28 protein-coding genes and 1 pseudogene are annotated in these 26,414 nt (G+C 64.1%); 14 read left to right on the top strand and 15 right to left on the bottom strand.

What is annotated here, in order from left to right:
* Positions 1–160: 160 nt before the first annotated feature.
* The 4 genes and pseudogenes from ACN20X_RS02260 to ACN20X_RS02245 form a co-directional block, all read left to right on the top strand.
* Positions 161–1,453 (top strand): efflux RND transporter periplasmic adaptor subunit, encoded by a 1,293-nt coding sequence (locus ACN20X_RS02260; RefSeq protein WP_016448485.1) that lies wholly within the window; start codon positions 161–163, stop codon positions 1,451–1,453.
* Positions 1,454–1,468: 15 nt separating this feature from the next.
* A complete protein-coding gene (locus tag ACN20X_RS02255; protein WP_016448486.1) occupies positions 1,469–4,624 on the top strand; it encodes an efflux RND transporter permease subunit in 3,156 nt (1,051 codons plus the stop codon).
* Entirely contained in the window at positions 4,617–6,071 is a 1,455-nt protein-coding gene (locus ACN20X_RS02250) for an efflux transporter outer membrane subunit (protein ID WP_016453556.1), read from the top strand. Before ACN20X_RS02255 ends, ACN20X_RS02250 begins: the two co-directional genes overlap by 8 nt.
* A gap of 208 nt (positions 6,072–6,279) precedes the next feature.
* Positions 6,280–6,810: pseudogene (locus ACN20X_RS02245) on the top strand (c-type cytochrome); the annotation flags it as partial.
* 57 nt (positions 6,811–6,867) lie between these two features.
* Here the strand turns inward: ACN20X_RS02245 and ACN20X_RS02240 are convergent.
* Positions 6,868–7,419, bottom strand: coding sequence for a DUF2946 family protein (locus tag ACN20X_RS02240; RefSeq protein WP_016448489.1), 552 nt, complete (start codon positions 7,417–7,419; stop codon positions 6,868–6,870).
* Between the two features lie 5 nt (positions 7,420–7,424).
* Positions 7,425–8,411, bottom strand: coding sequence for a YheT family hydrolase (locus ACN20X_RS02235; RefSeq protein ID WP_046987758.1), 987 nt, complete (start codon positions 8,409–8,411; stop codon positions 7,425–7,427).
* A gap of 145 nt (positions 8,412–8,556) precedes the next feature.
* On the opposite strand from ACN20X_RS02235, the gene ACN20X_RS02230 reads away from it, so the two are divergent.
* The 4 genes from ACN20X_RS02230 (at position 8,557) to ACN20X_RS02215 (ending at position 10,967) form a co-directional block, all read left to right on the top strand.
* Positions 8,557–9,144 (top strand): LemA family protein, encoded by a 588-nt coding sequence (locus tag ACN20X_RS02230; RefSeq protein ID WP_016448491.1) that lies wholly within the window; start codon positions 8,557–8,559, stop codon positions 9,142–9,144.
* 33 nt (positions 9,145–9,177) lie between these two features.
* Entirely contained in the window at positions 9,178–10,062 is an 885-nt protein-coding gene (locus tag ACN20X_RS02225) for a TPM domain-containing protein (RefSeq protein ID WP_046238027.1), read from the top strand.
* Between the two features lies 1 nt (position 10,063).
* Positions 10,064–10,606 carry a TPM domain-containing protein gene (locus ACN20X_RS02220; protein ID WP_016448493.1) on the top strand — a complete coding sequence of 181 codons (543 nt, stop codon included), beginning with the start codon at positions 10,064–10,066 and terminating at the stop codon, positions 10,604–10,606.
* Positions 10,607–10,706: 100 nt separating this feature from the next.
* On the top strand, positions 10,707–10,967 hold the full coding sequence (locus tag ACN20X_RS02215; RefSeq protein ID WP_016448494.1) for a hypothetical protein: 261 nt from the start codon (positions 10,707–10,709) through the stop codon (positions 10,965–10,967).
* Positions 10,968–11,032: 65 nt separating this feature from the next.
* Here the strand turns inward: ACN20X_RS02215 and ACN20X_RS02210 are convergent, their stop codons facing one another.
* From ACN20X_RS02210 to ACN20X_RS02170, 9 genes are all read right to left on the bottom strand, one after another.
* Positions 11,033–11,449 (bottom strand): F0F1 ATP synthase subunit epsilon, encoded by a 417-nt coding sequence (locus tag ACN20X_RS02210; RefSeq protein WP_012202358.1) that lies wholly within the window; start codon positions 11,447–11,449, stop codon positions 11,033–11,035.
* A 160-nt stretch (positions 11,450–11,609) separates the two neighbouring features.
* Positions 11,610–13,019: a F0F1 ATP synthase subunit beta gene (gene atpD, locus ACN20X_RS02205; RefSeq protein ID WP_012202357.1), complete on the bottom strand. Its 1,410-nt coding sequence runs from the start codon at positions 13,017–13,019 to the stop codon at positions 11,610–11,612.
* A 34-nt stretch (positions 13,020–13,053) separates the two neighbouring features.
* Positions 13,054–13,926, bottom strand: coding sequence for a F0F1 ATP synthase subunit gamma (gene atpG, locus ACN20X_RS02200; protein WP_012202356.1), 873 nt, complete (start codon positions 13,924–13,926; stop codon positions 13,054–13,056).
* 18 nt (positions 13,927–13,944) lie between these two features.
* Positions 13,945–15,498 carry a F0F1 ATP synthase subunit alpha gene (gene atpA / locus ACN20X_RS02195; RefSeq protein WP_016448495.1) on the bottom strand — a complete coding sequence of 518 codons (1,554 nt, stop codon included), beginning with the start codon at positions 15,496–15,498 and terminating at the stop codon, positions 13,945–13,947.
* Positions 15,499–15,546: 48 nt separating this feature from the next.
* Positions 15,547–16,086: a F0F1 ATP synthase subunit delta gene (locus ACN20X_RS02190; protein WP_012202354.1), complete on the bottom strand. Its 540-nt coding sequence runs from the start codon at positions 16,084–16,086 to the stop codon at positions 15,547–15,549.
* A 12-nt stretch (positions 16,087–16,098) separates the two neighbouring features.
* A complete protein-coding gene (locus ACN20X_RS02185) occupies positions 16,099–16,569 on the bottom strand; it encodes a F0F1 ATP synthase subunit B (protein WP_016448496.1) in 471 nt (156 codons plus the stop codon).
* A gap of 35 nt (positions 16,570–16,604) precedes the next feature.
* On the bottom strand, positions 16,605–16,853 hold the full coding sequence (atpE, locus tag ACN20X_RS02180; protein WP_011803767.1) for a F0F1 ATP synthase subunit C: 249 nt from the start codon (positions 16,851–16,853) through the stop codon (positions 16,605–16,607).
* 51 nt (positions 16,854–16,904) lie between these two features.
* Positions 16,905–17,768 carry a F0F1 ATP synthase subunit A gene (gene atpB / locus ACN20X_RS02175; RefSeq protein WP_016448497.1) on the bottom strand — a complete coding sequence of 288 codons (864 nt, stop codon included), beginning with the start codon at positions 17,766–17,768 and terminating at the stop codon, positions 16,905–16,907.
* A 21-nt stretch (positions 17,769–17,789) separates the two neighbouring features.
* Positions 17,790–18,272 carry an ATP synthase subunit I gene (locus ACN20X_RS02170; protein WP_338499501.1) on the bottom strand — a complete coding sequence of 161 codons (483 nt, stop codon included), beginning with the start codon at positions 18,270–18,272 and terminating at the stop codon, positions 17,790–17,792.
* 286 nt (positions 18,273–18,558) lie between these two features.
* Between ACN20X_RS02170 and ACN20X_RS02165 the strand changes: the two genes are divergently transcribed.
* The 5 genes from ACN20X_RS02165 to ACN20X_RS02145 all read left to right on the top strand — a co-directional run bounded on the left by ACN20X_RS02165 (position 18,559) and on the right by ACN20X_RS02145 (position 22,104).
* Positions 18,559–18,876, top strand: coding sequence for a YbeD family protein (locus tag ACN20X_RS02165; RefSeq protein ID WP_016448499.1), 318 nt, complete (start codon positions 18,559–18,561; stop codon positions 18,874–18,876).
* The gene (gene lipB, locus ACN20X_RS02160; RefSeq protein ID WP_016453561.1) at positions 18,873–19,598 is read left to right on the top strand and encodes a lipoyl(octanoyl) transferase LipB; all 726 of its coding nucleotides are present in this window, start codon (positions 18,873–18,875) and stop codon (positions 19,596–19,598) included. The genes ACN20X_RS02165 and lipB overlap by 4 nt, the downstream gene beginning before the upstream one ends.
* Positions 19,599–19,608: 10 nt before the next feature.
* Entirely contained in the window at positions 19,609–20,589 is a 981-nt protein-coding gene (gene lipA, locus ACN20X_RS02155; RefSeq protein ID WP_013800257.1) for a lipoyl synthase, read from the top strand.
* Between the two features lie 317 nt (positions 20,590–20,906).
* Entirely contained in the window at positions 20,907–21,617 is a 711-nt protein-coding gene (locus ACN20X_RS02150) for a hypothetical protein (protein ID WP_034368188.1), read from the top strand.
* A 16-nt stretch (positions 21,618–21,633) separates the two neighbouring features.
* The gene (locus ACN20X_RS02145) at positions 21,634–22,104 is read left to right on the top strand and encodes a hypothetical protein (RefSeq protein WP_473210254.1); all 471 of its coding nucleotides are present in this window, start codon (positions 21,634–21,636) and stop codon (positions 22,102–22,104) included.
* Between the two features lie 311 nt (positions 22,105–22,415).
* Here the strand turns inward: ACN20X_RS02145 and ptsP are convergent, their stop codons facing one another.
* The 4 genes from ptsP to ACN20X_RS02125 form a co-directional block, all read right to left on the bottom strand.
* Positions 22,416–24,194, bottom strand: coding sequence for a phosphoenolpyruvate--protein phosphotransferase (ptsP, locus tag ACN20X_RS02140; protein ID WP_349335562.1), 1,779 nt, complete (start codon positions 24,192–24,194; stop codon positions 22,416–22,418).
* 117 nt (positions 24,195–24,311) lie between these two features.
* Positions 24,312–24,581, bottom strand: a complete 270-nt coding sequence (locus ACN20X_RS02135; RefSeq protein WP_016448505.1) for an HPr family phosphocarrier protein — start codon at positions 24,579–24,581, stop codon at positions 24,312–24,314.
* Complete coding sequence (locus ACN20X_RS02130; RefSeq protein ID WP_026061990.1) at positions 24,550–25,011, bottom strand: PTS sugar transporter subunit IIA; 462 nt, start codon at positions 25,009–25,011, stop codon at positions 24,550–24,552. The genes ACN20X_RS02135 and ACN20X_RS02130 overlap by 32 nt, the downstream gene beginning before the upstream one ends.
* A gap of 118 nt (positions 25,012–25,129) precedes the next feature.
* A complete protein-coding gene (locus ACN20X_RS02125; protein ID WP_227468475.1) occupies positions 25,130–25,600 on the bottom strand; it encodes a hypothetical protein in 471 nt (156 codons plus the stop codon).
* A 275-nt stretch (positions 25,601–25,875) separates the two neighbouring features.
* Between ACN20X_RS02125 and ACN20X_RS02120 the strand changes: the two genes are divergently transcribed.
* A complete protein-coding gene (locus tag ACN20X_RS02120; protein ID WP_473210253.1) occupies positions 25,876–26,382 on the top strand; it encodes a TlpA disulfide reductase family protein in 507 nt (168 codons plus the stop codon).
* Positions 26,383–26,414 lie beyond the last annotated feature (32 nt).

Genomic DNA, 26,414 nt, shown 5'->3' with positions numbered 1-26,414 from the left:
TGCCACGCTACGCCATGCTTCGCGCCGCCTTGCAGCAACTGCGGTCATTATACATTCATGTATGTATGTATAATCCGCGACTTGCCCGTGGACACGGGCGTTCCGGATAGCGCTGACCGGAACGTCAACATCGTTATTTGATTCAGCACAAGGACCCATCATGCCCAGCACACGCAGCAATGTGTCAGCCGCTCCGTCCCCTTACAACAGTCTGCGCCTCACCACCGTGGCCCTGGCCGTCACCGCCGCAATGGCCATGGCCGCCTGCGGGAAAAAGCCCGAAGAACAAGCTGCCGCACAGCAGCAGATGCCCGCCGTCCCTGTAGGTGTGGTGGTGGCCACCCCCGCCGATGTGGGACTTGTGACCGAGTTGCCCGGCCGCGTGGACGCGCGCCGCGTGGCCCAGATCCGGGCCCGCAGCGCCGGCATCGTGCAGGAGCGCCTGTTCAAGGAAGGCAGCGACGTGAAGGCCGGCCAGGTGCTGTACCGCATCGATCCGGCGCCCTACCAGGCGACGCTGCAAAGTGCCAAGGCCACGCAGGCCCGTGCCGAGGCCAACCAGGCCCAGGCACTGGCGCAACTGGAACGCTACCGCCCGCTGGTTGCCGCCAACGCGATCAGCAAGCAGGACTTCGTCAATGCAGAGGCTGCCTACAAGCAGGCCCAGGCTGACGTCGCGGCCGGCAAGGCCTCCGTGCGGACCGCCGAGATCAATCTTGGCTATACCAGCGTCACCGCCCCCATTTCTGGCCGCATCGGCCAGTCTCTGGTGACCGAAGGCGCGCTGGTCGGCCAGGGCGAGGCGACCCCGCTGGCCGTGGTCCAGCAGATCAATCCGGTCTATGTGAATTTCACCCAGTCGTCCAGCGAAGCCTTCCGGCTGCGCCGCGCGATGGAGCAGGGCAAGCTCAAGAAGGCCGATGGCGCCGAAGCCGCCAGCGTCGAAGTGCGCCTGGACGATGGCACGGCCTACGAACTCAAGGGCAAGCTGCTGTTCACCGACCTGACCGTGGACAGCTCCACCGGCCAGGTCACGCTGCGTGCCGAGGTGCCCAATCCCAAGGGATTGCTGCTGCCCGGCATGTATGTGCGCGTGCGCATGGAGCAGGCCCAGGCGTCCAACGCCATTGCCGTGCCCCAGCAGGCGGTGACGCGCACCGAGACCGGCGACACCGTGAGCGTGGTCAGCGACGACGGCAAGATCACCAAGCGCCAAGTGAAGGTGACCACGGCCCAGAACAACCAATGGCTGGTCAGCGAAGGCCTGCAGGCGGGCGAGAAGGTGATGGTCGACGGCTTCCAGAAGCTGCAGATGCTGCCACCCGGCACGCCGGTCAAGCCCGTACCTTGGCAGCCCGAGGCCGCAGGCGCCCAGAAGCCGGCCGGCACGGCAGCGCCAGCCCCGCAAGCCGCAGCCGATGCCAAGCCTGCAGACCAGGCAGACAAGAAGTAATCAAGGGGCTCAGCAATGGCCAAGTTCTTTATCGACAGACCGATCTTTGCATGGGTCGTCGCGCTGTTCATCATCGTCCTCGGTGGTATCGCGCTGACCAAGCTCCCGATCGCTCAATACCCCAAGGTGGCCCCTCCGGCCATCGTCATCAACACGGCCTATCCAGGCGCGTCCGCGAAGGTGCTCGAAGACAGCGTGCTGTCCGTGATCGAGCGCGAGATGAACGGCTCGCCCGGCCTGGTCTACATGGAGTCTGTGGCCCAGGCCGACGGCACGGGCAGCATCACCATCAGCTTCGAGGCCGGCACCAACGTGGACCTGGCGCAGGTGGACGTGCAAAACCGCCTCTCGCGCGCCACGCCGCGCCTGCCTGCGTCGGTGACGCAGCAGGGCGTTCGCGTGGACAAGGCGTCGTCCAACTTCCTGCTGTTCATCATGCTGTCGTCCGAGGACGCCAAGGCCTATGACACGGTGGCCCTGGGCGACTATGCCTCGCGCAACATCGTTCCCGAAATCCAGCGTGTGGCAGGCGTGGGCCAGGCACAGCTGTTCGGCACGGAAAAGGCGATGCGCATCTGGTTCGATCCCGCCAAGCTGCAGGGCTACAAGCTCTCGGCCGAGGACGTGACAGCCGCCATCCGCAGCCAGAACGCCCAGGTGGCCAGCGGCGCCATCGGCGACCTGCCCAACATCACGGGCCAGAAGATCGCCGCCACGGTGACGGTGATGGGCCAGCTGTCTTCGATCAGCCAGTTCGAGAACATCGTGCTGCGCGCCAATGCCGATGGCTCCACCGTGCGACTCAAGGACGTGGCCACCATCGAGATCGGCGGCCAGGCCTACGCGACCTCCGCCCGCCTGAACGGCAAGGATGCCGTGGGTATCGGCGTGCAGCTGACGCCCAGCGGCAATGCGCTGGCCACGGCCAAGGCCGTGCATGCACGCATGGAGGAACTGAAGAAGTTCTTCCCCAAGGGCGTGAATTACTCCATTCCCTACGACAGCTCCAAATTCGTGAGCATCTCCATCGAGAAGGTGGCCCACACGCTGCTGGAAGCCATCGTGCTGGTGTTCCTGGTGATGTACCTGTTCCTGCAGAACTGGCGCTACACGCTGATCCCGACCATCGTGGTGCCCATTGCACTGCTGGGCACCTTCGCGGTCATGCAGGCCGTGGGCTTCTCGATCAACGTGCTGGCCATGTTCGGCATGGTGCTGGTCATCGGCATCGTGGTGGACGACGCCATCGTGGTCGTGGAGAACGTCGAGCGCATCATGAGCGAGGAAGGCCTGCCGCCGCGCGAGGCCGCGATCAAGGCCATGGGCCAGATCTCGGGCGCCATCGTGGGCATTACGCTGGTGCTGATCGCGGTGTTCATACCGCTGGCTTTCTTCGCGGGGTCCACCGGCAATATCTACCGGCAGTTCTCCATCGTGATGGTCGCCTCCATCAGCTTCTCGGCCTTCATGGCGCTGACGCTGACACCGGCTCTGTGCGCAACGCTGCTCAAGCCCGTGGAGGCCGGCCACAACCACGAGAAGAAAGGCTTCTTCGGCTGGTTCAACCGCACGTTCGCACGCTCGGCCAAGTCCTATGAAGGCTGGGTGGCCCGCCTGCTCAAGCGCTCGGTGCTGATGATCGGCGTGTACCTGGCCGTGATCGCCGGTGCCGTGGTGGTGTTCCGTGGCCTGCCGACCTCGTTCCTGCCGACCGAGGACCAGGGCTACTTCATCGTCAACGTGCAACTGCCTCCTGGCGCCGCCAAGGAGCGCACGCTGGAAGTCATGAAGCAGGTCGAGGAGGCCGTGCTGCCGCAGCCCGAAGTGGCCAACATGGTCAGCGTGCTGGGCTTCAGCTTCTCCGGCCAGGGCCAGAACGCCGCCCTCGCCTTCGTGCCGCTTAAGGACTGGTCCGAGCGCAAGGGAGCGGACTCCACGGTGGATGCCATGACGGGCCGCATCATGGGCATGACGGCGGGCATACGCGACGCCTTCGTGTTCGCCGTGAACCCGCCGCCCATTCCCGAACTGGGCAATGCCGTGGGCTTCTCGTTCCGCCTGCAGGACCGTGCCGGCCACGGCCACGATGCGCTGATCAATGCGCGCAACATGCTGCTGGGCATGGCCGGGCAGAGCAAGGTGCTGGCCGGCGTGCGTCCCGACGGCCTGGAAGACGCGCCGCAGCTGCGCATCGAGATCGACCGCGACAAGGCCAACGCACTGGGCGTGGACTTCACCTCGATCAATGCGGCGCTGTCCACGGCACTGGGCTCGTCCTACGTCAATGACTTCCCCAACCAGGGTCGTCTGCAGCGCGTGATCGTGCAGGCCGACGCTCCGGCCCGCATGCAGCCCGACGATCTGCTGCGCCTGAACGCGCGCAATGCCAAGGGCGATCCGGTGCCGCTGTCCACGTTCGCGACCACCAAGTGGGTCAAGGGCGCGCAGCAGACGGTGCGCTACAACGGCTACCCGGCCGTGCGCATCGAAGGCTCGGCTGCTCCGGGCTTCAGCTCGGGCGATGCCATGGACGAGATGGAAAAGCTGGCTGCCAAGCTGCCCGAAGGCTTCGGCTTCGAGTGGACCGGCCAGTCGCGTGAGGAAAAGCTGGCGGGCTCGCAAGCCATCTTCCTGTACGCCTTCGCCATCCTGGCCGTGTTCCTGTGCCTGGCCGCTCTGTACGAGAGCTGGTCGATTCCGCTGTCGGTGATTCTGGTCGTGCCACTGGGTCTGCTGGGCGTGGTGCTTGCCACCTTGCTGCGCAACTATTCCAACGACGTGTACTTCCAGATCGGACTGGTGACGGTGATCGGCCTGTCGGCAAAGAACGCCATCCTGATCGTGGAGTTCGCCAAGGACCTGCAGGCCGAAGGCAAGGGCCTGATCGAGGCCGCGCTGGAAGCCGCGCACCTGCGGTTCCGGCCCATCATCATGACCTCGCTGGCCTTCGGCCTGGGCGTGGTGCCTCTGGTGATCGCCTCCGGCGCCAGCTCCGCCAGCCAGCGTGCCATCGGCACCGGCGTGCTCGGCGGCATGATCACCGGCACCGTGCTGGCCGTGCTGTTCGTGCCCACCTTCTTCGTCGTGGTGCGCAAGCTGTTCAAGGGCAAGATCAAAACGCACAACCCGCCGTCCACACCGGCCGGCAAGGAGGCCTTGAGCCATGATTAATCGCAGTACCCCGGTGGCCATCGCCACCGCCGTGCTCCTGGCGGGATGCTCGCTCATCCCCACCTACGAGCGCCCTGCCGCTCCGGTGGCGGCCCAATACACCCGTGCGAACGCCACTGCTGCGGCAGAAGGCGGAACGGCTGCCGCACAGCTGCCCTGGCAGGATTTCTTCCAGGACGCACGCCTGCAGCAACTGGTGCGCACCGCGCTGGACAACAACCGCGACCTGCGCGTGGCCGCGCTCAATATCGAGCGCGCCCAGGCGCAGTACCGGATCACGCGCGCCGACCAGTTCCCGACGGTCGGTGCAGGCGTCAACGCCAGCCGCGCCCCGAATACCACGGGCTCCGGCACCAAGTACGTCAACAGCTACCAGGTCGGCCTGGCCGTGACCTCCTGGGAGCTGGACTTCTTCGGGCGCATCGGCAGCCTGAAGGAAGCGGCCCTGGCCCAGTACCTGGCCACCGAGGAAGCGCGCCGCGCCGCGCAGACCAGCCTGGTGGCCGCCGTGGCCAGCGGCTGGTACACGCTGCTGGCCGACGAGCAGTTGCTGAAGATCTCGCGCGACACGCTGCAGACCCGCGAAGAGTCGATCAAGCTGACCAAGCTGCGCTTCGACACGGGCGTGGCCTCCGAGCTGGACTACCGCCAGGCCGTCTCGCTGACCGAAGCTGCGCGCGCCACCCTGGCGCAGCAGCAGCGCCAGCGTGCCCTGGACGAGAACGCCCTGGTGCTGCTGCTGGGCCAGGCGCTGCCTGCGGACGTGGTCGCCAGCCTGGGCTCCAGCCAGGGCCTGCGCGACACGGCCGACCTGCCTGCAGTGCCGGCCGGCCTGCCGTCTGACCTGCTCACGCAGCGCCCCGACATCCGCCAGGCCGAGCAGCAACTGATCAGCGCCAATGCCAACATCGGCGCGGCGCGTGCGGCCTTCTTCCCGCGCATCACGTTGACCGGGCAGTTCGGCACGGCCAGCAACGAGCTGTCGGGCCTGTTCAAGAGCGGCAGCTGGGGTTTCACCCTGGCGCCCTCGGCCCTGCTGCCCATCTTCGATGCGGGCCGCAATTCGGCCAATCTGGCTGCGGCCAAGGTCGATCGCGAAGTGGCCATTGCGCAGTACGAAAAGTCCATCCAGAGCGCCTTCCGCGAAGTCTCCGACGCACTGGACAGCCAAGGCACGCTGCGTGACCAGATCATGGCCCAGCGCGCCCAGCTCGAAGCCGAGCAGGCACGCCTGAAGCTGTCCGACCTGCGCTACAGCAACGGCGTGGCCAGCTACCTGGACCTGCTGGACGCACAGCGCACCCTGTTCGCGCTGGAGCAATCCACCGTGAGCGTGCGCCTGGCGCAACTGCTCAATCAGATCGAGCTGTACAAGGCTCTGGGCGGCGGCTGGACCGACAGGACGGCGACAGCGGCTGCAACCAAGCAAACTCCCGCGCAGCAATAACCGCATCTGCCGCGCCAACCGCAAAGAGGCGTTCACCGCAAGGTGAACGCCTCTTTGTCATTCAGTGCGGCAAGCATTTGCCAATTGCTTGATCCATCTCATGGCATATGTGCGTCCCAGGTCAACCCGGGTCTGCGCGCAGTGTCTGCAAGAGGGCCGTCGATATAATTTGTTGTTGACTCACGCCCCCACAACACAAGAGGACTTCATGAGCGCAACCCACACCGAAGAAGCCCATACGGGCCCGATCAAGAATCCCAGGCAACTGCTGATAGCGGTGTTTTTCTCGTTCGTGGTTCCGGTGTTCGTGATCATCGGCCTCGTGCAGTACGTGAGTTCGGCCGACAAGTCCGGTGCCGGCGCTTCCCAGACCGAAATGGCCAAGGCTCAGCGCCTGCAGAAGATCGGCCTTGTGGAGATCCGTGATGCCAACCGCCCCCTGCGCGCGGGCGAAGAGGTCTACAAGGGCCAGTGCGCCGCTTGCCACGCCACGGGCGCTGCAGGAGCACCCAAGTTCGAGGATGCTGCGGCCTGGGGCCCTCGCCTAGCACAGGGACTGGAAGGCCTGGTGCACTCGGCACTCAAGGGCAAGGGCGCCATGGCCCCTCAGGGTGGCGGCGACTTCAACGACACCGAAATTGCACGCGGCGTGGTCTACATGGCCAACGCAGCGGGCGGCAAGTTCGAAGAACCCAAGGCCCCTGCCGCAGAAGGCGCCGCGGCAGAAGGCGCAGCAGCCCCCGCCAATTGAGCAACACGCGGGACTTCTGGAACCAACCGGCTTCGGCCGGTTTTTTCATGCCCGCGCAGGACTGCGCACGAAACCGTAGCGCTGCGGCAACGCCTCGGCCCGCACCTCTTCACAGGCCGGCAACGCGCCCGCCTCCAGCGCAGCCGCGGCATCGATCATGTCCTGCGTATGGACCAGGCCCAGGCCGGAAGGCGTCGCCAGGTACAGGCGCCCCGTCTCGTCCATCAGCGCTTCGGTGATGGCCCCGGCATCCAGTTCGGCTCCTGTATGGCTGTGCATCTGCAGGCCCTCGCCATCCCAGCGCAACCGCCATATCCAGGGAGCATTCTCCAGCTCCACATACACGCGCTGGGGACCGTTCTGGAAGAACCATCGACCATCGGGCTCGGCCAGGTAGTTGCGGGCGATGAAGTCCGCCAGCTTTTCGTTGCGCACCTCCGCGCCCTTGGCTCCCGGGATTCCGCTGTCGAAAGCGCCGCTGGCCTGGGCCTGTTCATCGCGCAGATACCAGCGCCCGCGCTCGTCCAGCCCCAGCCAGCCGCTGCAGGCAGGCACATGGGGCCATTTGGCCATGGCCTGCTTCACGATATCGTCCATTGCATTCATCCTTTTTCACTGTGCGCCAGCCACTGCGTGACGGCCTGCGGCATGGCCAGTACATGTCCCGGCCAACGCCCCTGTGCAAAACCCACATGACCGCCGTGCGGCGGATGCCACAGCGTAACCCGCGGGCCGACTTCGCCTGGCGCCGGCAGGCTGTACGAAGGGACAAAGGGATCGTCCAGCGCATTGAGCAGCAGTGCAGGCACGGCAATGCTGCCCAGCAGCGGTTTGGCCGCCGCCCGATGCCAATAATCCTGCGCATCACGAAAGCCGTGGACCGGCGCCGTGAACGCATCGTCAAACTCTCTCAGATCACGTGCACGCAGCACGGCATCACGATCGAAGAGACCGGGAAACTGCGCCCACTTGAGCAGCGCCTTGGGCACCAGGGTGCGCAGGAACATGCGCGTGTAGATCCAGCGGTTCAGCCCTTTCCCCAGCGCCGTTCCCCCGGCGGCCAGGTCCAGCGGCGCACTCACCGCCGCCAGGGCCTGCACCACCTCGGCAGCCTTGTCCGCCTGCACGCCCGCCCAGCGTGCCAGCGCATTGCCGCCCAGGGAGACACCAACCGCATGCAGCGGGCGAGAAGACCGCTCGCGCAGGCGGCGCAGTATCCAGTCCACCTCCTGCACATCGCCCGAGTGATAGGCGCGCGGCGCCCGGTTGACCTCGCCGCTGCAGCCGCGAAAGTGCGGCACGGCCATGTGCCAGCCGCGCTGTTCGGCCACACAGGCCATGGCCTGGGCATAGTGGCTGTTCGCCGAGCCTTCAAGGCCATGGAAAAGCACCAGCCATGGCGCATCGGCAGGCAGGGTGGGAGCACTGCCGAAGGCGACATCGATGAAGTCGCCATCCGGGGTATCCCAGCGCTCCCACCGCCACCGGGGTGCCGCATGGCCGGCCGGCCGACGGTGCGCGAACAGCGCCGGCCAGATGGTCTGTGCGTGGCCACCGGGCAGCCAGCGCGCCGCGTTGAATTGATGCATAGAGCCCGTTTGCAGTCCTTGTCCCAGTCGCTGCGAATGGCCTTTGCCCTACAGGGCGGCGGGCCAGGTGCGCAGCACAATCGCCAGCGATGCGCAGCATCGTGCACGATACTGTCTTCCATTGTCGCTTTCAGGTTGTCATCTCATGAAACGTCTAATCGCCACACTTGCCACCGTTCTGGTACTGACCGGCTGCGGCTACAACGATTTCCAGCGCCTTGACGAACAGACCAAGTCGGCCTGGAGCGAGGTGCTCAACCAGTACCAGCGCCGTGCCGACCTGGTGCCCAACATCGTGGCCTCGGTCAAGGGCGAGGCCAATTTCGAGCAGGAGACCCTGACCAAGGTGGTGGAGGCACGCGCCAAGGCCACCTCCATCCAGGCCACGCCCGAGCTGGTCAACAACCCCGAGGCTTTCAACAAGTTCCAGCAGGCGCAGGGTGAGCTGTCCAGTGCGCTGTCCCGGCTGATGGTGGTGGCCGAGCGCTACCCCCAGTTGCAGGCCAATCAGGGCTTCCGTGACCTGCGCGTCACGCTGGAGGGCACGGAGAACCGCATCACCGTGGCGCGCAACCAGTACATCCAGGCCGTGCAGTCCTACAACGTGCTGGCGCGCAGCTTTCCGACCAATCTGACGGCCAAGGTCTTCAGCTATGAGCCCAAGCCCACCTTCAGCGTGCAGAACGAGGCCGAAATCTCTCGCCCGCCCACGGTGGACTTCGGCAACAAGTAAACCGTGACCACATCCCTGGCGCCGCTCTGGCGCATGCTTTGCGCCCTGCTCCTGGCAGCGTTGTTGCTGCCAGGCAGCGCGCTGGCGCAGGCTCCGCAACCCGTCCCCCCGCTGACGGCCCGGCTCATCGACCAGACGGGCACGCTGTCGCCCGACGAGGCACGGGCCATTGAAGACAGGCTGCGCAGCATTGAACAGAAGTCGGGCTCGCAGGTCGTTGTGCTGATGGTGGCCACCACGGCGCCGGAGGACATCGCCGCCTATGCCTGGCGCGTGGCCAGCGACTGGAAGATAGGCCGCCGCGACGTGGGCGACGGGCTGTTGATGGTGATTGCCAAGAACGACAGGCGCATGCGGCTGGAAGTGGCCCGCGCGCTGGAAGGCGCCATCCCCGACCTGGCGGCCGCTCGCATCATCGACCAGCAGATGACCCCGCGCTTTCGCCAGGGCGACTATGCAGGCGGCATTGCCGCTGCGCTGGACCAGGTGGCGGCACGCATTGCGGGCGAGCAGCTGCCGGCCCCCTCCCCCAATGCCCCTTCTTCCAAAAGCCCGGACCGTGGCTTCGACATGGAAGACCTGATGCTGTTCTTCTTTTTCGGTGTGGTCATCGCGGGTCCCATCCTGCGCTCGATGCTGGGCCGGCCCCTGGCCTCGGTGCTGGCAGGCACAGGCGCCGGCATTGCCGCCTATGTGGTGACCGCCAGTCTGCTGGTGGCTGGCGGAGCAGGCATCGTCGCTCTGCTGTTCACCTTGCTGGGCAGCGGCCGCTCCGGCAGGGGTGGCGGTGGATGGGGCGGAGGGGGTGGCTACGGCGGTGGTTTTGGCGGAGGCGGCGGACGAAGCAGTGGCGGCGGAGGCTTCAGCTCCGGGGGAGGCGGCAGTTTTGGGGGCGGCGGCGCCTCGGGGAGTTGGTGAGATGGCGGCTGCAATCACAGGCTTTGTTCAGCGTCTGGTCCGGCTGCTGCGCCACCATTGGGCCGAAGGGCAGCTGCGGCGTGCACTCCCACCCGAGACCCTGGCGGAGCTGGAGCGCCTGATCACCATGAGCGAGCAGCGCCATACAGGACAGATCCGTATCTGCGTCGAGCCCGGCCTGCCGCCCAGCTACATCTGGCGCGATGCCACGCCGCGCGAGCGCGCCATCACGCTGTTCGGCAAGCTGCGCGTCTGGGATACCGAGCACAACAACGGCGCCCTGATCTATCTGCTGCTGGCCGACCACGCCATCGAGATCGTCGCCGACCGCGCCCTGGCGCGCACCCTGCCTGCCCAGCAGTGGCAGACGCTGATCAGTGACATGCAGGCCGCTTTCCAGGGCGGCCACTATGCCATGGGCATGACAGCAGCCCTGGAGCGCGTGAGCCTGCTGCTGGAAACCAACTTCCCGCGTGACCCGTTGCAGCCTGTGCACGAAGGTGGCGACAATCTTCCCGATACCGTCGTGATACAGCGGCACTGAGGCAAACCGGCCCTCAGGCCGAGCGCCCCCCTTCATCGAGCTATCGCGGGCACGGAGGCTGTGATAGCGTCACGCCATTTCATCAAGGAGCATCCACACCATGAAGAACACCCTGGCCCGCCTGGGCCTGCTGGCCGCCGTGCTGGCCCTGAGCGCCTGCGCTAGCCCCGTCCTCGATGACTCGCAAGAGTACGACTATGTGCTCAGCTGCAAGCTGCGCGAGGACGACCCCAAGCGATGCGAGCAGCAGATCCGCGCGCTGTGCCCCGTGCCAGCCAAGGCCGTGACGCACAAGTCGCGCACGGTCGACCCCAAGGACAACGCCGTGACCTACGTCTACCAGGCCCGCTGCGGCGACTGAGACGCCTGCGCACCATGAAAAAAGCCGCCCGAGGGCGGCTTTCTTGCGACTGGTCCCGGGAGGGCTCAGCGCTTTTGGCGGAACTTGCGCAGGGCCGCGATCTGGGCGGCCATGACGGCCAGCTCGGACTGGGCACGCGCCAGATCGACTTCGCTCTTGGCGTTCTTCAGCGCTTCCTCGGCTTCGAGCTTGGCCTTCTCGGCCTTCTCGGCGTCCAGGTCGGCACCGCGGATAGCGGTGTCGGACAGCACGGTCACGCAGTTGGGCTGCACTTCCAGGATGCCGCCGGCCACGAAGACGAACTCTTCGCTGCCGTCAGCCATCTCGATACGCACCGAGCCGGGCTTGATGCGCGTGATCAGCGGAGTGTGGCGGGGAAAAATGCCCAGTTCGCCGGATTCACCGGGCAGGGCGACAAAGCGCGCTTCACCGGAGAAGATGGACTCTTCGGCACTGACCACATCAACGTGGATGGTGTTCATCTTTGCTCCTCAGAAAAGGTAGGACTGGAACTTGGAACCGGCAGGGCCCAGATCGGGGACACCGAGCAAGGGCCGCCCCTCGGCGAGGGTGTCGTGCCCCTCCCCCGCAAAGCGGGTAGAGAGGGGGAAGCGACGCAGTCGCTCAGGGGGTGCCGCAGGCTCAAGCCGCCAGCTTCTTGGCCTTCTCGAAGGCTTCGTCGATGGTGCCAACCATGTAGAAGGCCTGCTCGGGCAGGTGATCGCACTCGCCGGCGCAGATCATCTTGAAACCACGGATGGTTTCAGCCAGCGACACGTACTTGCCGGGAGCGCCAGTGAACACTTCGGCCACGTGGAAAGGCTGCGACAGGAAACGCTGGATCTTGCGGGCGCGGGCCACGGTCAGCTTGTCTTCGGGAGCCAGCTCGTCCATGCCCAGAATGGCGATGATGTCGCGCAGTTCCTTGTAGCGCTGCAGCGTGCCCTGCACTTCGCGGGCCACCTTGTAGTGCTCTTCACCCACGACCTGGGGGTCCAGCTGGCGGCTGGTGGAGTCCAGCGGGTCGACAGCGGGGTAGATACCCAGCGAAGCGATGTCACGCGACAGCACCACGGTGGAGTCCAAGTGGGCGAACGTCGTGGCAGGCGAGGGGTCGGTCAAGTCATCGGCAGGCACGTAAACGGCCTGGATGGAAGTGATCGAACCGACCTTGGTCGAGGTGATGCGCTCTTGCAGGCGGCCCATTTCCTCGGCCAGCGTGGGCTGGTAGCCCACGGCGGAAGGCATGCGGCCCAGCAGAGCGGACACTTCGGTACCGGCCAGCGTGTAGCGGTAGATGTTGTCCACGAAGAACAGCACGTCCTTGCCTTCGTCACGGAAGGCTTCGGCCATGGTCAGGCCGGTCAGCGCCACGCGCAGACGGTTGCCCGGGGGTTCGTTCATCTGGCCGTAGACCATGGCGACCTTGGAGTCGTTCAGCGACTCCTGGTTGACCACGCCGGCGTCCGACATTTCGTGATAGAAGTCATTGCCTTCACGGGTACGTTCACCCACACCGGCAAACACCGACAGACCACCGTGGCCCTTGGCGATGTTGTTGATGAGTTCCATCATGTTCACGGTCTTGCCCACGCCGGCGCCACCGAACAGACCCACCTTGCCGCCCTTGGCGAAGGGAGAGATCAGGTCGATCACCTTGATGCCGGTTTCCAGCAGTTCCTGCGAAGGCGACAGCTCGTCATAAGCCGGTGCCTTGCGGTGGATGGGGGCCGTCAGGGCCTGATCCACGGGACCGCGTTCGTCGATGGGGTTGCCCAGCACGTCCATGATGCGACCCAGCGTCGCCTTGCCCACGGGCACGGTGATGGGGTTGCCGGTGTTGGACACCATCAGGCCACGACGCAGACCGTCGGACGAGCCCAGGGCGATGGTACGCACAACGCCGTCACCCAGCAGTTGCTGCACTTCCAGCGTCAGGGCCGAGCCGTCGAGCTTCAGGGCATCGAACACCTTGGGCATTGCGTTGCGGGGGAACTCGACGTCCACCACAGCGCCAATACATTGAACAATCTTGCCTTGCACTTGAGCCATTTTTTGCTCCAATTAGTTTGTCTGTTAAAGCCGTTTACACCGCAGCGGCGCCAGCCACGATTTCCGACAGTTCGGTCGTGATGGCTGCCTGACGCGTCTTGTTGTAGACGAGCTTCAACTCGCTGATGACGTTGCCGGCGTTGTCGGTCGCGGCCTTCATGGCCACCATGCGCGCCGATTGCTCGGACGCCATGTTTTCTGCAACCGCTTGGTAGACCAGGGACTCTGCGTAACGCACGAGCAGCTCGTCGATCACGGACTGCGCATCGGGTTCGTAGATGTAGTCCCAGCTATGGCCAGACGTCTTCTCGGCCTGCATGCTCTCGGACGACAGGGGCAGCAACTGCTCCACCACCGATTCCTGCTTCATGGTGTTGATGAACTTGGTGTAGCTCAGGTACACCGCGCTCAGCTTGCCCGCTGCGTACGCATCGAGCAGCACCTTCACAGGGCCGATCAGCTTTTCCAGATGGGGCGTATCGCCCAGACCCGTCGCGTGCGAAACCACCTTGGCGCCGACACGGTTCAGAAAGCCCAGACCCTTGTTGCCAATGGCCACCGCTTCTGCCGACACGCCTTGATCCTGCAGCTCCCGCAGCTTGGCCGTGACAGCACGCAACACGTTGGTGTTCATGCCGCCGCACAACCCCTTGTCCGTCGTCACAACGATGACGCCGGCAGTCTTGGCATCACCGTTCACTTGCATGAACGGGTGCACGTACTCGGGGTTGGCTTGGCCAAGATGGACTGCAATGTTGCGGATCTTTTCGCTGTACGGGCGTGCAGCCAGCATCCGTTCCTGCGCCTTGCGCATCTTGGATGCGGCCACCATTTCCATGGCTTTGGTGATCTTCTTGGTGTTTTCCACCGATTTGATCTTGCCGCGAATTTCCTTACCTGCTGCCATGATGGCTCCTCGTCCGGTTTAAGCGAACGACTTCTTGAACGCAACGATGGCGGCGTTCAATTCGGCTTCGGAATCCTTGTCCATGGCCTTGGAAGCGTTCAGCTTGTCGATCAGGGCGCCGTGGCTGGTCTTCAGGAACTGGTGCAGACCAGACTCGAAAGCCAGCACTTGCTTGACCTGGATGTCGTCCATGTAGCCCTTGTTCACTGCGAACAGCGAAGCGCCCATCAGGGCGGTGGACAGGGGGCTGTACTGGGCCTGCTTGAGCAGTTCGGTCACGCGGGCACCGCGGTCGAGCTGCTTGCGGGTGGCTTCGTCCAGGTCGGAGGCAAACTGCGCGAAGGCAGCCAGCTCACGGTATTGCGCCAGGTCGGTACGGATACCGCCGGACTGGCCCTTGACCAGCTTGGTCTGTGCAGCACCACCGACGCGCGACACCGAGATACCGGCGTTGATGGCGGGGCGGATACCGGCGTTGAACAGGCTGGTTTCCAGGAAGATCTGGCCGTCCGTGATCGAGATCACGTTGGTGGGCACGAAGGCCGACACGTCACCCGCCTGGGTTTCGATGATGGGCAGAGCCGTCAGCGAACCCGTCTTGCCCTTGACTTCGCCCTTGGTGAAGGCTTCGACATAGTCGGCATTCACGCGGGCTGCGCGCTCGAGCAGACGGCTGTGGAGATAGAACACGTCGCCGGGGAAGGCTTCGCGGCCCGGGGGACGGCGCAGCAGCAGCGAAACCTGGCGGTAGGCCACGGCCTGCTTGGACAGATCGTCATAGACGATCAGCGCGTCTTCGCCGCGGTCGCGGAAGTACTCGCCCATCGTGCAGCCCGAGTAGGCCGACACGTACTGCATGGCAGCGGATTCGGAAGCGGTGGCAGCCACAACGATGGTGTATTCCATCGCGCCGGCCTGCTCCAGGGCACGCACCACGTTCTTGATCGAGGAAGCCTTCTGGCCGATCGCAACGTAGATGCAGGTAACGCCCTGACCCTTCTGGTTGATGATGGCGTCGATGGCCACGGCGGTCTTGCCGGTCTGGCGGTCGCCGATGATCAGTTCGCGCTGGCCACGGCCGACGGGCACCATCGAGTCGATGGACTTGATGCCGGTCTGCAGGGGCTGGTCCACGGACTGGCGTGCGATCACGCCAGGAGCGACCTTCTCGATCACGTCCGTCATCTTGGCGTTGATCGGGCCCTTGCCGTCGATGGGCTGACCCAGGGCGTTGACCACGCGGCCGATGAGTTCGGGGCCGACGGGCACTTCCAGAATGCGGCCCGTGCACTTGACGGTGTCGCCTTCGGAGATGTGCTCGTACTCGCCCAGAATCACGGCGCCGACGGAGTCGCGCTCGAGGTTCAGCGCCAGGCCGAAGGAGGGCTGGCCGTCCTTGCCTGCGGGGAATTCCAGCATTTCGCCTTGCATCACGTCCGACAGGCCGTGCACGCGCACGATACCGTCGGTCACCGAAACCACGGTGCCTTCGTTACGGATGTCGCTGCTGCCAGCCAGACCCTCGATGCGGCTCTTGATCAGTTCAGAAATTTCTGCGGGATTGAGTTGCATGACTCTTTCCTTCTTTAGCTTTGGTTAGCCGAGACCTCAGTCGCGTTGTTACGCAATGAGGGCCGCTTTCATTTGTTCCAGGCGGGCCTTGACGGAGGTGTCAAGAACTTCATCACCCACCACGACGCGGATGCCACCGATCAGGGACTGATCTTGCTGCACCGACAGGTTCAGCTTTCGGCCGAAACGCTTCTCCAGCGAAGTCCCGAGTGCGGCCAGTGCGGCAGCATCTATGGGGAATGCGCTTTGAACCACGGCGTCGGACGAGCCACCGGCGCGGTTCACGAGGCTGCGAAACTGGGCCGCCACTTCTGGCAGGGCTTGCAGTCGGCCGTTTTCAATGATGACGCGCAGAAAGTTGCGTGCGGCATCGGGCAATGCCGAGCCGGCCACGCCGCTGATGACGTCGAACAGTTGTTCGTCGGTCACCTTGGGGTCGTCGGCCAGCTGGCGCAATTGCGGATTGGCGGCAATCGCCGCCAATTCCTCCGCCCAGGCAACAGTGCCGGACAGGTCAGCACCCTGCTGGGTGCTGGCCTTGAACAGGGCATCTGCGTAAGGACGGGCAATGGTGGCGAGTTCTGCCATGTTTGCTCTTCCTTACAGCTCGGTCTTCAGGCGGTTCAGCAGGTCGGCATGGACGCCGGCATCCACTTCCTTGCGCAGGATCTGCTCGGCGCCCTTGACGGCCAGCGCAGCCACTTGCTCGCGCAGGGCTTCACGGGCCTGGATTGTCTGCTGCTCGGCCTCGGCGCGGGCAGCAGCAACAATCTTGTTGCCTTCTTCGGAGGCACGGGCCTTGGCTTCTTCGATGATGGCCTGGGCACGGCGTTCGGCGTCCGCAAGCCGCGATGCCGTTTCGTTGCGCGTCTGGGCCAGTTCCTGCTCGACGCGCTTGTTGGCAGCGGCCAGGTCGGTCTTGGCCTTGTCGGCAGCAGCGAGGCCATCGGCGATTTTCAGAGCTCGTTCATCCAGCGCCTTCGCGATCGGGGGCCACACGAACTTCATCGTGAACAGCACCAGGATCAGGAAAACGATGGCCTGGACGAACAGGGTCGCGTTGATACTCACGGCAACACCTTTCTATCTAGGGCGTTGATCGGAGCTTAGGCCAGGACGAAGGGGTTGGCGAAAGCGAACAGCAGAGCGATGGCCACACCGATCAGGAAGGCAGCGTCGATCAGACCGGCCAAGATGAACATCTTGGTTTGCAGTTCGTTGATCAGCTCAGGCTGACGTGCCGACGATTCCAGGAACTTGCCACCCATCAGGGCGATACCGATCGAAGCGCCGATAGCGCCCAGACCAACGATCAGACCACAAGCCAGAGCGACGAGACCGAGAATGTTTTCCATGATGACTCCTGAGATTAAAGAAAGAGAAAGGTTGAGAGGGAAAGGAAATGGTCAGTGGGCTTCATGCGCCTGGCCGAGATAGATCAGCGTCAGCATCATGAAAATGAAGGCCTGCAGGGTGATGATCAGAATGTGGAAGATCGCCCAGATAGAGCCTGCAATGATGTGCCCCAAGGGGAGCAACACACCGGAAAGCGACATGGCAGCCGCACCGCCCATCAGAGCGATCAGACAGAACACCAACTCACCAGCGTACATGTTGCCGAACAGTCGCATGCCATGCGAAACCGTCTTGGCGACATATTCAATGATTTGCATGGCCAGGTTCACGACACCCAGGATCAGTGCAAACACGGGATTCTTGCTGGTGCCGAACGGGGCAGTCACCAGTTCGTGGGCCCAGCCGCCCATGCCCTTGATCTTGATGCTGTAGAAGAAGCACAGGATCAGCACGGCCGAGGACAGGCCCAGCGTGGTCGAGAGGTCAGCCGTGGGAACGACGCGCAGGTAGGCGTGCGAGTCACCCTGGAAGCCCTGCCACAGCACCGGCAGCAGGTCCACCGGCAGCATATCCATGGCGTTCATCATGAAGATCCACACGAACACGGTCAGTGCAAGGGGAGCGATGAACTTGCGGCTTTGCGCGTTGTGGATGTTGGCCTTGGCCTGGTTGTCCACCATCTCGACCAGCAACTCTACAGCCGCCTGGAAGCGCCCCGGAACGCCCGATGTGGCCTTGCGCGCGGCAAGCCACAGCACGAACAGGCTCAGCACGCCCAGCGTGGCGCTGACGACGATCGAGTCCAGGTTGATGACCGAAAAGTCGATGATCGACTTTTGCTTGATGTTCTGGAGGTGCTGCAGGTGGTGAACGATGTATTCACTTGCAGTAGGTGCGTGCGCGTCTGCGGCCATCGGTCAACTTCTCTTCAAATATCAATCGGTTTTTCGGACACTGGATCGCACTATCAGCGCGACCCAATACGTTTTCATGACGACTACCAAGCCCGCCAGCAGCGCCAGCCAACTCAGCCCCGGGACCAGCTTGGGTGCAGCCGCCAGCATGGCAATGCACAGCACCAGCTTCACCAGTTCCCAGCCAAAAATTCCCACCATGGCGGCTGCAGCGCCGCCCGGCCTCTTTCGTACGACGGCACGCGCAAACAGCGCTGCCGGCAACACCACCGACAAGGCACCGTAGGCAGCCGACCATCCGACCTCGGCGCGCCCCGTCACCAGCCATGCGACCAGTGCCACCAGCACGCCCACCGCCGCCTGGACCACCACGAAACGCCACACAGACATCTGCGGGTTTCGCGTGCGCCACTCCCGAGCCTCCTCGGAGGTCAGGGGCTTGAAGTCGGAATCCTCGCCCTCAAGTTCCCTGTCAGCGTCTGTGTCGGCGGCGTAGTTTTTCATTGAATTCTCTAAGGCCGCAGACCAGACAAGACTTTTTCACAAAGCCTCTGATTATAAGTAAAAACCCCTGCCGAACGATAGGGGTTGTTACGGGCATGCCCAAAACGGAGGCGGCGACCGGGCTGTGTGGCAGCCGGCCAACAGCGCCAGCCTCGCGCCGCAGGCCACTTGTTTGTTGTGTGTGGAGTTCTCGTGGCGGACGACGCGGCAGCCCCGGGCTGCGACATGGCCGCGAACGATAGCGCACAATCGCCTCCAACGCCAAGCGATTAACCTTGATTCACCTATGACCGACGCCTCCACCCCTACCCCCACCCCAGCCACCGAGCCGGGCGCGGACCCGCGCAAGGATTCGCTGATCGAGTACCCGTCGCAGTTCCCCATCAAGGTCATGGGCGTCAAGGCCGAGCATCTGGTGCACGAGATCACCCAGATCGCCCAACGCTTCGATCCTGCCTTTGACGCCAGCACCATTGAATTGCGCCCCAGCAGCAGCGGCAAATACCTGGGCGTCACCGTCACGGTGACGGCGACCAGCCGCGAACAACTCGACGATCTGTACCGCGCCTTCACCTCGCATCCGCTGGTGAAAGTGGTGCTGTGAGCACCCTTGACGCGCAGCAGTCGCAGTCATTGGACCTGCGCCTGCTGGGCCGCACGGACTACGAGGCCACGGTGCAGGCCATGCAGGCCTTCACCAGCCAACGCGATGCCGGCACGCGCGACGAGCTGTGGATATGCGAGCACTCCGCACATTTCACACAAGGCCTCGCCGGCAAAAGTGACCACTTGCTGAGCCCTGGCGACATTCCCGTGGTGGCCACCAACCGCGGCGGACAGGTCACCTACCACGGCCCGGGCCAGGTGGTCGCCTATCCCTTGCTGGACCTGCAGCGCCTGGGCTACTTCGTCAAGGAATACGTGTTCCGCATCGAGGATGCGGTCATCCGCACGCTGGAGCATTTCGGCATCACCGGCCACCGCGTGGAAGGCGCCCCCGGCATCTACGTGCGCCTCGACGACCCTCGCAGCCATGCCATGCTGCCCCAGCGCCCGCAACTGCGCGCGCCCGGCTCGCCCGCGCCCCAACCCGATTTTTCGGGGCTGGGCAAGATTGCAGCCCTGGGCATCAAGGTCAGCCGGCATTGCACCTATCACGGCGTTGCATTGAACGCCGCCATGGACCTGGAACCCTACGGCCGGATCAACCCTTGCGGCTACGCAGGGCTGCAAACGGTGGACCTTTCTACAATCGGCGTTCAGACAACCTGGGACGAAGCCGCGCGCGTGCTGGGACGACAGTTGCAGCGCCGCCTAGCCCCCTGAATCCAGAACCATGACCACCAACACCGTCGTGCGCGAAGCGCAGTCACAAGCCGAGTACAACCCGCTGGCCAAGCAGAAGGCGGCAGCGAAGCTTTCGCGCATCCCGATCAAGGTCGAGCATGGCGAGGCCCTCAAGAAGCCCGAGTGGATTCGCGTCAAGGCGGGCAGCCCCACCACGCGCTTCTACGAGATCAAGGACATCCTGCGCGCCAACAAGCTGCACACGGTCTGCGAGGAAGCCTCCTGCCCCAACATCGGCGAGTGCTTTGGCAAGGGCACGGCCACCTTCATGATCATGGGAGACAAGTGCACGCGCCGCTGCCCGTTCTGCGATGTGGGCCACGGCCGCCCCGACCCGCTGGACACCAACGAACCGCTCAACCTCGCCAAGACGATTGCCGAGCTGCGCCTGAAATACGTGGTCATCACCAGCGTGGATCGCGACGACCTGCGCGATGGCGGCTCGGGCCACTTCGTCGAGTGCATCAAGAACATCCGCGAGCTCTCGCCGCTGACCCAGATCGAGATCCTGGTGCCCGACTTCCGTGGCCGCGACGACCGTGCGCTGGAAATCCTCAAGGCCGCGCCTCCCGATGTGATGAACCACAATCTGGAGACCGCACCGCGCCTGTACAAGGAAGCGCGTCCCGGCTCGGACTACCAGTTCTCGCTGAACCTGCTCAAGAAGTTCAAGGCCTTGCACCCCAAGGTTCCGACCAAGAGCGGCATCATGGTCGGCCTGGGCGAGACCGATGAGGAAATCCTGCAGGTCATGCGCGACATGCGTGCGCATGACATCGACATGCTGACCATCGGCCAATACCTGGCACCCAGCAACAGCCACCTGCCGGTGCGTCGCTACGTGCACCCCGACACCTTCAAGATGTTCGAGGAAGAGGCGTACAAGATGGGCTTCACGCATGCAGCCGTGGGCGCCATGGTGCGCTCGAGCTACCACGCGGACCAGCAGGCACACGCCGCCGGCGTCTGAGCCGGCGATGGCCGCCTGCCTGCAGGGCGGCCTTCTTCACGCACTTCGGGGATGGCCTTTGCAGGCCATCCCCTTTTTCATGTCTGGAGGCATGGTATTCAGGCGCCGGTTTTGACCTGAATACACATTCAGCAACAAACAATCGATGCCATGTGTCACCGGCATCTCGGTTGATGAATTTCCCGATCTCTTTATGATGCCGATTTTCCGAATGCTTTCTGCATTCAAAAAAATCCGAACGACCCAGGAATGCGGCTCAACGACATGAAATCCAGGATTTCGGGCGTTCGGGCGCCGATCCATTGACAAAGGGATAAATGCATATGGCCAATGACGAGCAAAAGGACCGTGCAGCATTCGATGCCGCCATACAGGCACTGAAAGCAGAGGTTGCCAATGCCGGGGTGCATCTCTCGCTGGACTCATCTGCACGCCTGGCCTATGCCCGACAGATTCAGGCCATGGCCAACGAGCTTCAGTTGCAGGCCACGAGCGGCCGCATCACCTGGGGACAGGCTGCACAACAGGCCCAGGAGGCCCGCAATGTCATCATGGAGATCATCCGAGGCCGCAGCACCCCCGTGGGCAGAGCCATGGCGCAACGCATCAAGAGCGAGGGCAAGACGCTCAATGAGCTGATTGCCCGCAAGGCCCAGCAATTGCACGGCCCCAACGTGCGGTTCGATCGCCTCACGGCGGCCCAGCAAAACGCCGTGTATGGCGAAATCGTCAAATCCGCCGGCAAGTCCAATGCCGCCATCACCCAGAGAATGCGCACGCTCTCCCGGGCAGGACGCGGCCTCCTGGTCTTCTCCATTGCGGTATCGGTCTACACCATCGCCAACGCAGACAACAAGGTGGAGGCCGCCGGCAAGGAATTGGCCGTCACAGGTGCCGGGATCGGTGGAGGCATGGCAGGTGGTGCCCTGGCCGGGCTGGCCTGCGGGCCCGGGGCACCTGCCTGCGTGGTGGTCGGCGCTTTTGTCGGCGGGGCACTGGCTGCCATAGGCGTCGAATTCCTCTGGTGACACTTCAGGACAACAGATGCGCATCCTCTCCGACCGGCAGTTGTCACTGCAGCCCGCCGCATCCCATCCTGCAGGGCAGGTACCGCAAAGCCGCCTGGTGCTCAACGGGAATGCAACGCCCATTCTGGTGGACGGCACCATTCTCGAGGCAGCCTTTGAATGGAACGACCTCTACCTTCTGTTCACCACCGATGACACGCCCATGGAGGAGATGCTGCGGATCACGCTGCTCGACGAGAATTTGCACGCACTCGACAAGGCCGTGATAGGCAGCATGTATTCCACGGGCAGCTTCTCGTTGCTGCCATCGGACGAACGATCGCTGGTGCGATTTCGATTCATGGGAAATACGGACTGGAGTGTCGAAATCCTGCAGGAACCTGGATTCCGGCTGCCATTTCTTGGCGATCCGCGCGCCGTCACGCGCCCCCTGGGGTTTTCGCGGCGCTTTGTCGTGCGAGGCCATCCTGAGCCGGAAAACAACTGATGCCGACGCAGTTGAAGGCAATAAAAAAGCAGGGCCAACGTGCATGCCCTGCTTGAATTGAATGCAATCGTGCTTTCCCGTTCCACGTAGAAAAAAAGCCTGGCTAACCGGCAGACCGCTGGCTGGCAAACCGACTTGCTGCAGGCTGAACAGGCCTGGCGAGTCGCCCCACGATGAAACTGAAAAAGCTTGCAGCTCGAATTCCCCACCAGAGAGCTTCTTGCTGCATTGGAGCGGATCATAACATCGAATGAGAATCAATCGCAACTGAAGTTGTGATTTTTTTGCCTCGCGCCTTCACTTGACCGAAGTCATGGGCTCAGCAGCGCTGCCGGGCTGTCCGAACGAAGGACTTCCTGCGCCCAGGCGGCCAGCTTGCGTGTGTCGGCACGCAAGATTTCCTGCTTGACGACCAGGATCTGCGCCGGATGCATGGAAAAGCTGCGCAGGCCCAGGCCCAGCAGCAGGCGCGTCATGGCCACATCGCCGGCGGTCTCCCCGCAGACACAGACGCTCTTGCCTTGCGCCCTTCCTTCGGCGATCACATCCGCCACCAGCTTGAGCACGGCGGGATGCAGGGGATCGTAGAGATGGGCCACGGTCTCGTCGGCGCGGTCGATGGCCAGCGTGTACTGGATCAGGTCGTTGGTGCCGATGGACAGGAAGTCGAAATAGCGCAGGAAGGTGCGCACGATCAGCGCTGCCGCAGGCACCTCGATCATGGCGCCCAGCTTGACCGGGCCGTGCGCCACGCCGCGCGCGTCAAGCTCGCTTTGCGCCAACCTCACCTGGGCCAGGGTCTGCTCGATCTCGCTTTGGTGGGCCAGCATGGGGAACAGCAGATGGATCTGCCCATGCGCGGCAGCACGCAGGATGGCGCGCAGCTGGGTGCGGAACATGGCCGGATCGGCCAGGCTCCAGCGGATGGCGCGCAGACCCAGCGCGGGGTTCAGGTAGTAGTCCTTGGGCTGGGCCTTGTCCAGCGGCTTGTCGGCGCCCACGTCCAGTGTGCGAATGGTCACGGGCATGCCCTGCATTCCATCCACGGCTTCGCGGTAGGCCCGGTATTGCTCTTCCTCGCCGGGCAGGTTGCCGCCACGCCCCATGAACAGGAATTCCGTGCGGAACAGCCCCACGCCCACCGCGCCCGCATGCACGGCCGCAGGCCCGTCGCCGGGCTGCTCGATGTTGGCCAGCAGCTCGATACGCTCTCCGTCCAGCGTCAGCGCAGGCGTGTGGCGCAGGCGCGAGAGGCGCTCGCGCTCGAGCTCGTTCTGGCGCTGGCGAAAGCCATATTCGGCCAGGATGATGGGTGAGGGATCGACGATGACGACCCCCGCATTGCCGTCGATGATGATCCAGTCGTCCTGGCGGATCAGTTGCCCCGCAGCCCGGGCGCCGACCACGGCAGGAATGTCCATGCTGCGCGCCACGATGGCCGTGTGCGAAGTGCGGCCACCCACGGCCGTGATGAAGCCGGCAAACAACCGGCTCTTGAACTGCAGCATGTCCACTGGCGACAGGTCCTGCGCCACCAGAACCAGGGGCGCCTCGGTGGCGCCATCGAGCAGCAGCGGCTGCTGCGGCGGCGTGCTCTCCCCCGTTGCCTCGACTGCCAACAGCTCGGCCGGTGCGGGCACGGGGCTGGCCATGCCCTTCATATGGCGCAGGATGCGCTCGACCACCTGCTCGAGGTCCGCCTTGCGCTCGCGCAGGTATTCGTCCTCCATCTCGTCGAACTGGCGCGAGACGACCTCCAGCTGCGTGGTCAGCGCCCATTCGGCGTTGTAGAGGCGATCGGATATCCAGTGCTTGATGGCGGCGGCCAGGGCCTCGTCCTGCAAAAGCAGCAGGTGGACGTCGAGCAAGGCATCCAGCTCGCCCGGCGCATCCTTGGGCATTTCATCCTGCAGGCGGCGCAGCTCGTCGATGACGGCATTGCGCGCACTGCGGGCACGGTCGATTTCCGCGTCCACCTGGTCGGGCCGGATGAAGTAGTGCACCACCTCCATGCGGCTGGAGGCCACCACCACCGCACGCCCTATGGCGATACCCCGTGACACGGCCAGTCCGTGGATTGCAAACGTCATTGCGCCTGTCCTTTGCCTGCTGCTGCGCAGGCCCCGGACCGTCGCAATGCGGCATCGTCCAGTTCCAGCGCGTGTTGCTCTGTTGCGCTCACCGCCTGCCAGCGCCGCAAAGGCACATTACTGGCCTTCGCCAAACTTGTCGTTGATCAGGGCGGTCAGCGCATCCATGGCTTCCTGCTCCTGTGCTCCGTCGGTCTCCAGCAGCACCTCGGAGCCCATGCCGGCAGCCAGCATCATCACGCCCATGATGCTCTTGGCATTGATGCGCCGCTCGCCCTTGCTCATCCAGACTTCGCAGGGAAAGCTGCCTGCAAGCTTGGTGAGCTTGGCGGAGGCGCGGGCGTGCAGGCCCAGTTTATTGCTGATGGTGATAGGGGTCTTGATCATTGGATGGTCGCGGACTCTGGTTCTGAGGCGTGTTCACGCCCACCTGCATCACCCCATGGCTGCCTCCCGCCAAGGCACGCTCGGCCACGGCTTCCAGCGCCTCGTGGCGATAGCCTATGGAGCGCAGCAGCATGGGCAAGTTCACTCCGGCCACCAGCCGCCCGGCAGGCAGTTGCGCCACAAGGCGCTGCGCCACGTTGCAGGGCGTCGCACCAAAGAGGTCGGTCAGCACCAGCGTGGGCAGCCCCAGCAGGCCGCCATGGTCTTCAAGCAACTGCTCGGCACGCATCAGGGTGGCCTCGGGCGGCTCCTGAGCGGGCACATCCAGGGCAAGGACGTCCTCGGCACTGTCGGCGAACACATGCAGGGCGCATTCGCGCAGTGCCTGGGCCAAAGGTGCGTGGGTGAACAAAAGGATGCGCGTGGTCATGAAGTCACAGGGTTCGGAGTCGATTATGGCGTGCGAAGGCGCATGCAGGGCAAACGGCGCGCCTGCGCTGCGCTCCATGCCACAGTTGCCTCCCGCATCCGTGGCTCCAAACCTGTTGCTACTGCAGTTGCAGGCTGGCGAAGAAGTTGTTGGCCTCGTCTGTGCGCGGCTTGTCGCTGTAGATCACGGCATGGTAGAGGCGCGCGCCCGCCGGCTCCATTCGTGCAAACCACACGCCATGGGCCGTGAGCTTCCAGCCCTGGGGACCCACGCCTTCAAACGTGGTGCGCAGCGACTGCGGCAGATTCAAGGCGCCTGCAGGCACGAAGGAGCCATCTTCCTTGGAGCGCAATTGCTTGGCGCCGGCCGGCGCCTGTCCCGGCGCACCCGGATTCATCTGACCGAGCACGGCCGCCTGCCAGTACGACAGCATCTCGGCGGCCCTGGAGGGCTCGCTGACCAGGAAGTGGGAAACCGCGTAGGTGGACGCATCGGCGTCGCATCCCATCATGGACATCTGCACCGTGCCCATGCCCTGGCCCAGTTCCACCGGCCGGGTGGCCGATTGCGGATCGCAAGGCAAAAGCACACGCAGTGGCGTGCCCTCGACCGCAACCTGCCGCCAATCCAGCCGGGGACTGCATGCGGCCAAGGGCGTCAACACCAACACAGCGGCAGCAAGCCGCATGGCAGGAGCGCGGAGCCTTGCCATGGGGATCAAAAAGCTTTCCATCAATGTCATGCCGGCATTATCGACACGGCCCGCTTGACCGAGACCCGAACTTTTGCCCTTGCCGCGCATCGAAACGCGGTGCACGGCATGCGTGCAGGCCTACGGGCACAACTTTGGGCACAATCGTCGCTATGGCAAGCAAAAAACATTGGATCGCAGGCGTGGTGATCGCCGCAGCCGCCGGAATGGGCGCATGGGTGTATTCGGGCGCAGGCCAGACGGCGGCGCCGCAATCGACCTTCGTGCTGCTGGATGGCAGCAAGCAGACCACGGCCGATTTCAAGGGCAAGGTGACGCTGGTCAATTTCTGGGCCACCAGCTGCACCACCTGCGTGGCCGAGATGCCGGAGATCGTCGCCACCCACCAGAAATTCCAGGGCCAGGGCTTCGAGACCCTGGCCGTGGCCATGAGCTACGACCCGCCCAGCTATGTGGTGAACTTCGCCGATTCGCGCAAGCTGCCGTTCAAGGTGGCGCTGGACAACACCGGCGCCGTGGCCCGCGCCTGGGGCGATGTGCAGCTGACGCCCACCACCTACATCGTCAACAAGCGCGGCGACATCGTGAAGCGCTATGTGGGAGCGCCTGACTTCGCCGAGTTGCACCGGCTGATCGAGAAACTGCTGGCCGAAGCCTGATACGGCGCAGGCAAGCCCAGAAAAAAACCGGC

This window comes from Delftia sp. PX-1 (assembly GCF_055797465.1).
Note: the sequence above shows the minus strand (reverse complement) of the source record. Positions and strands in the feature narration are given on the sequence as shown.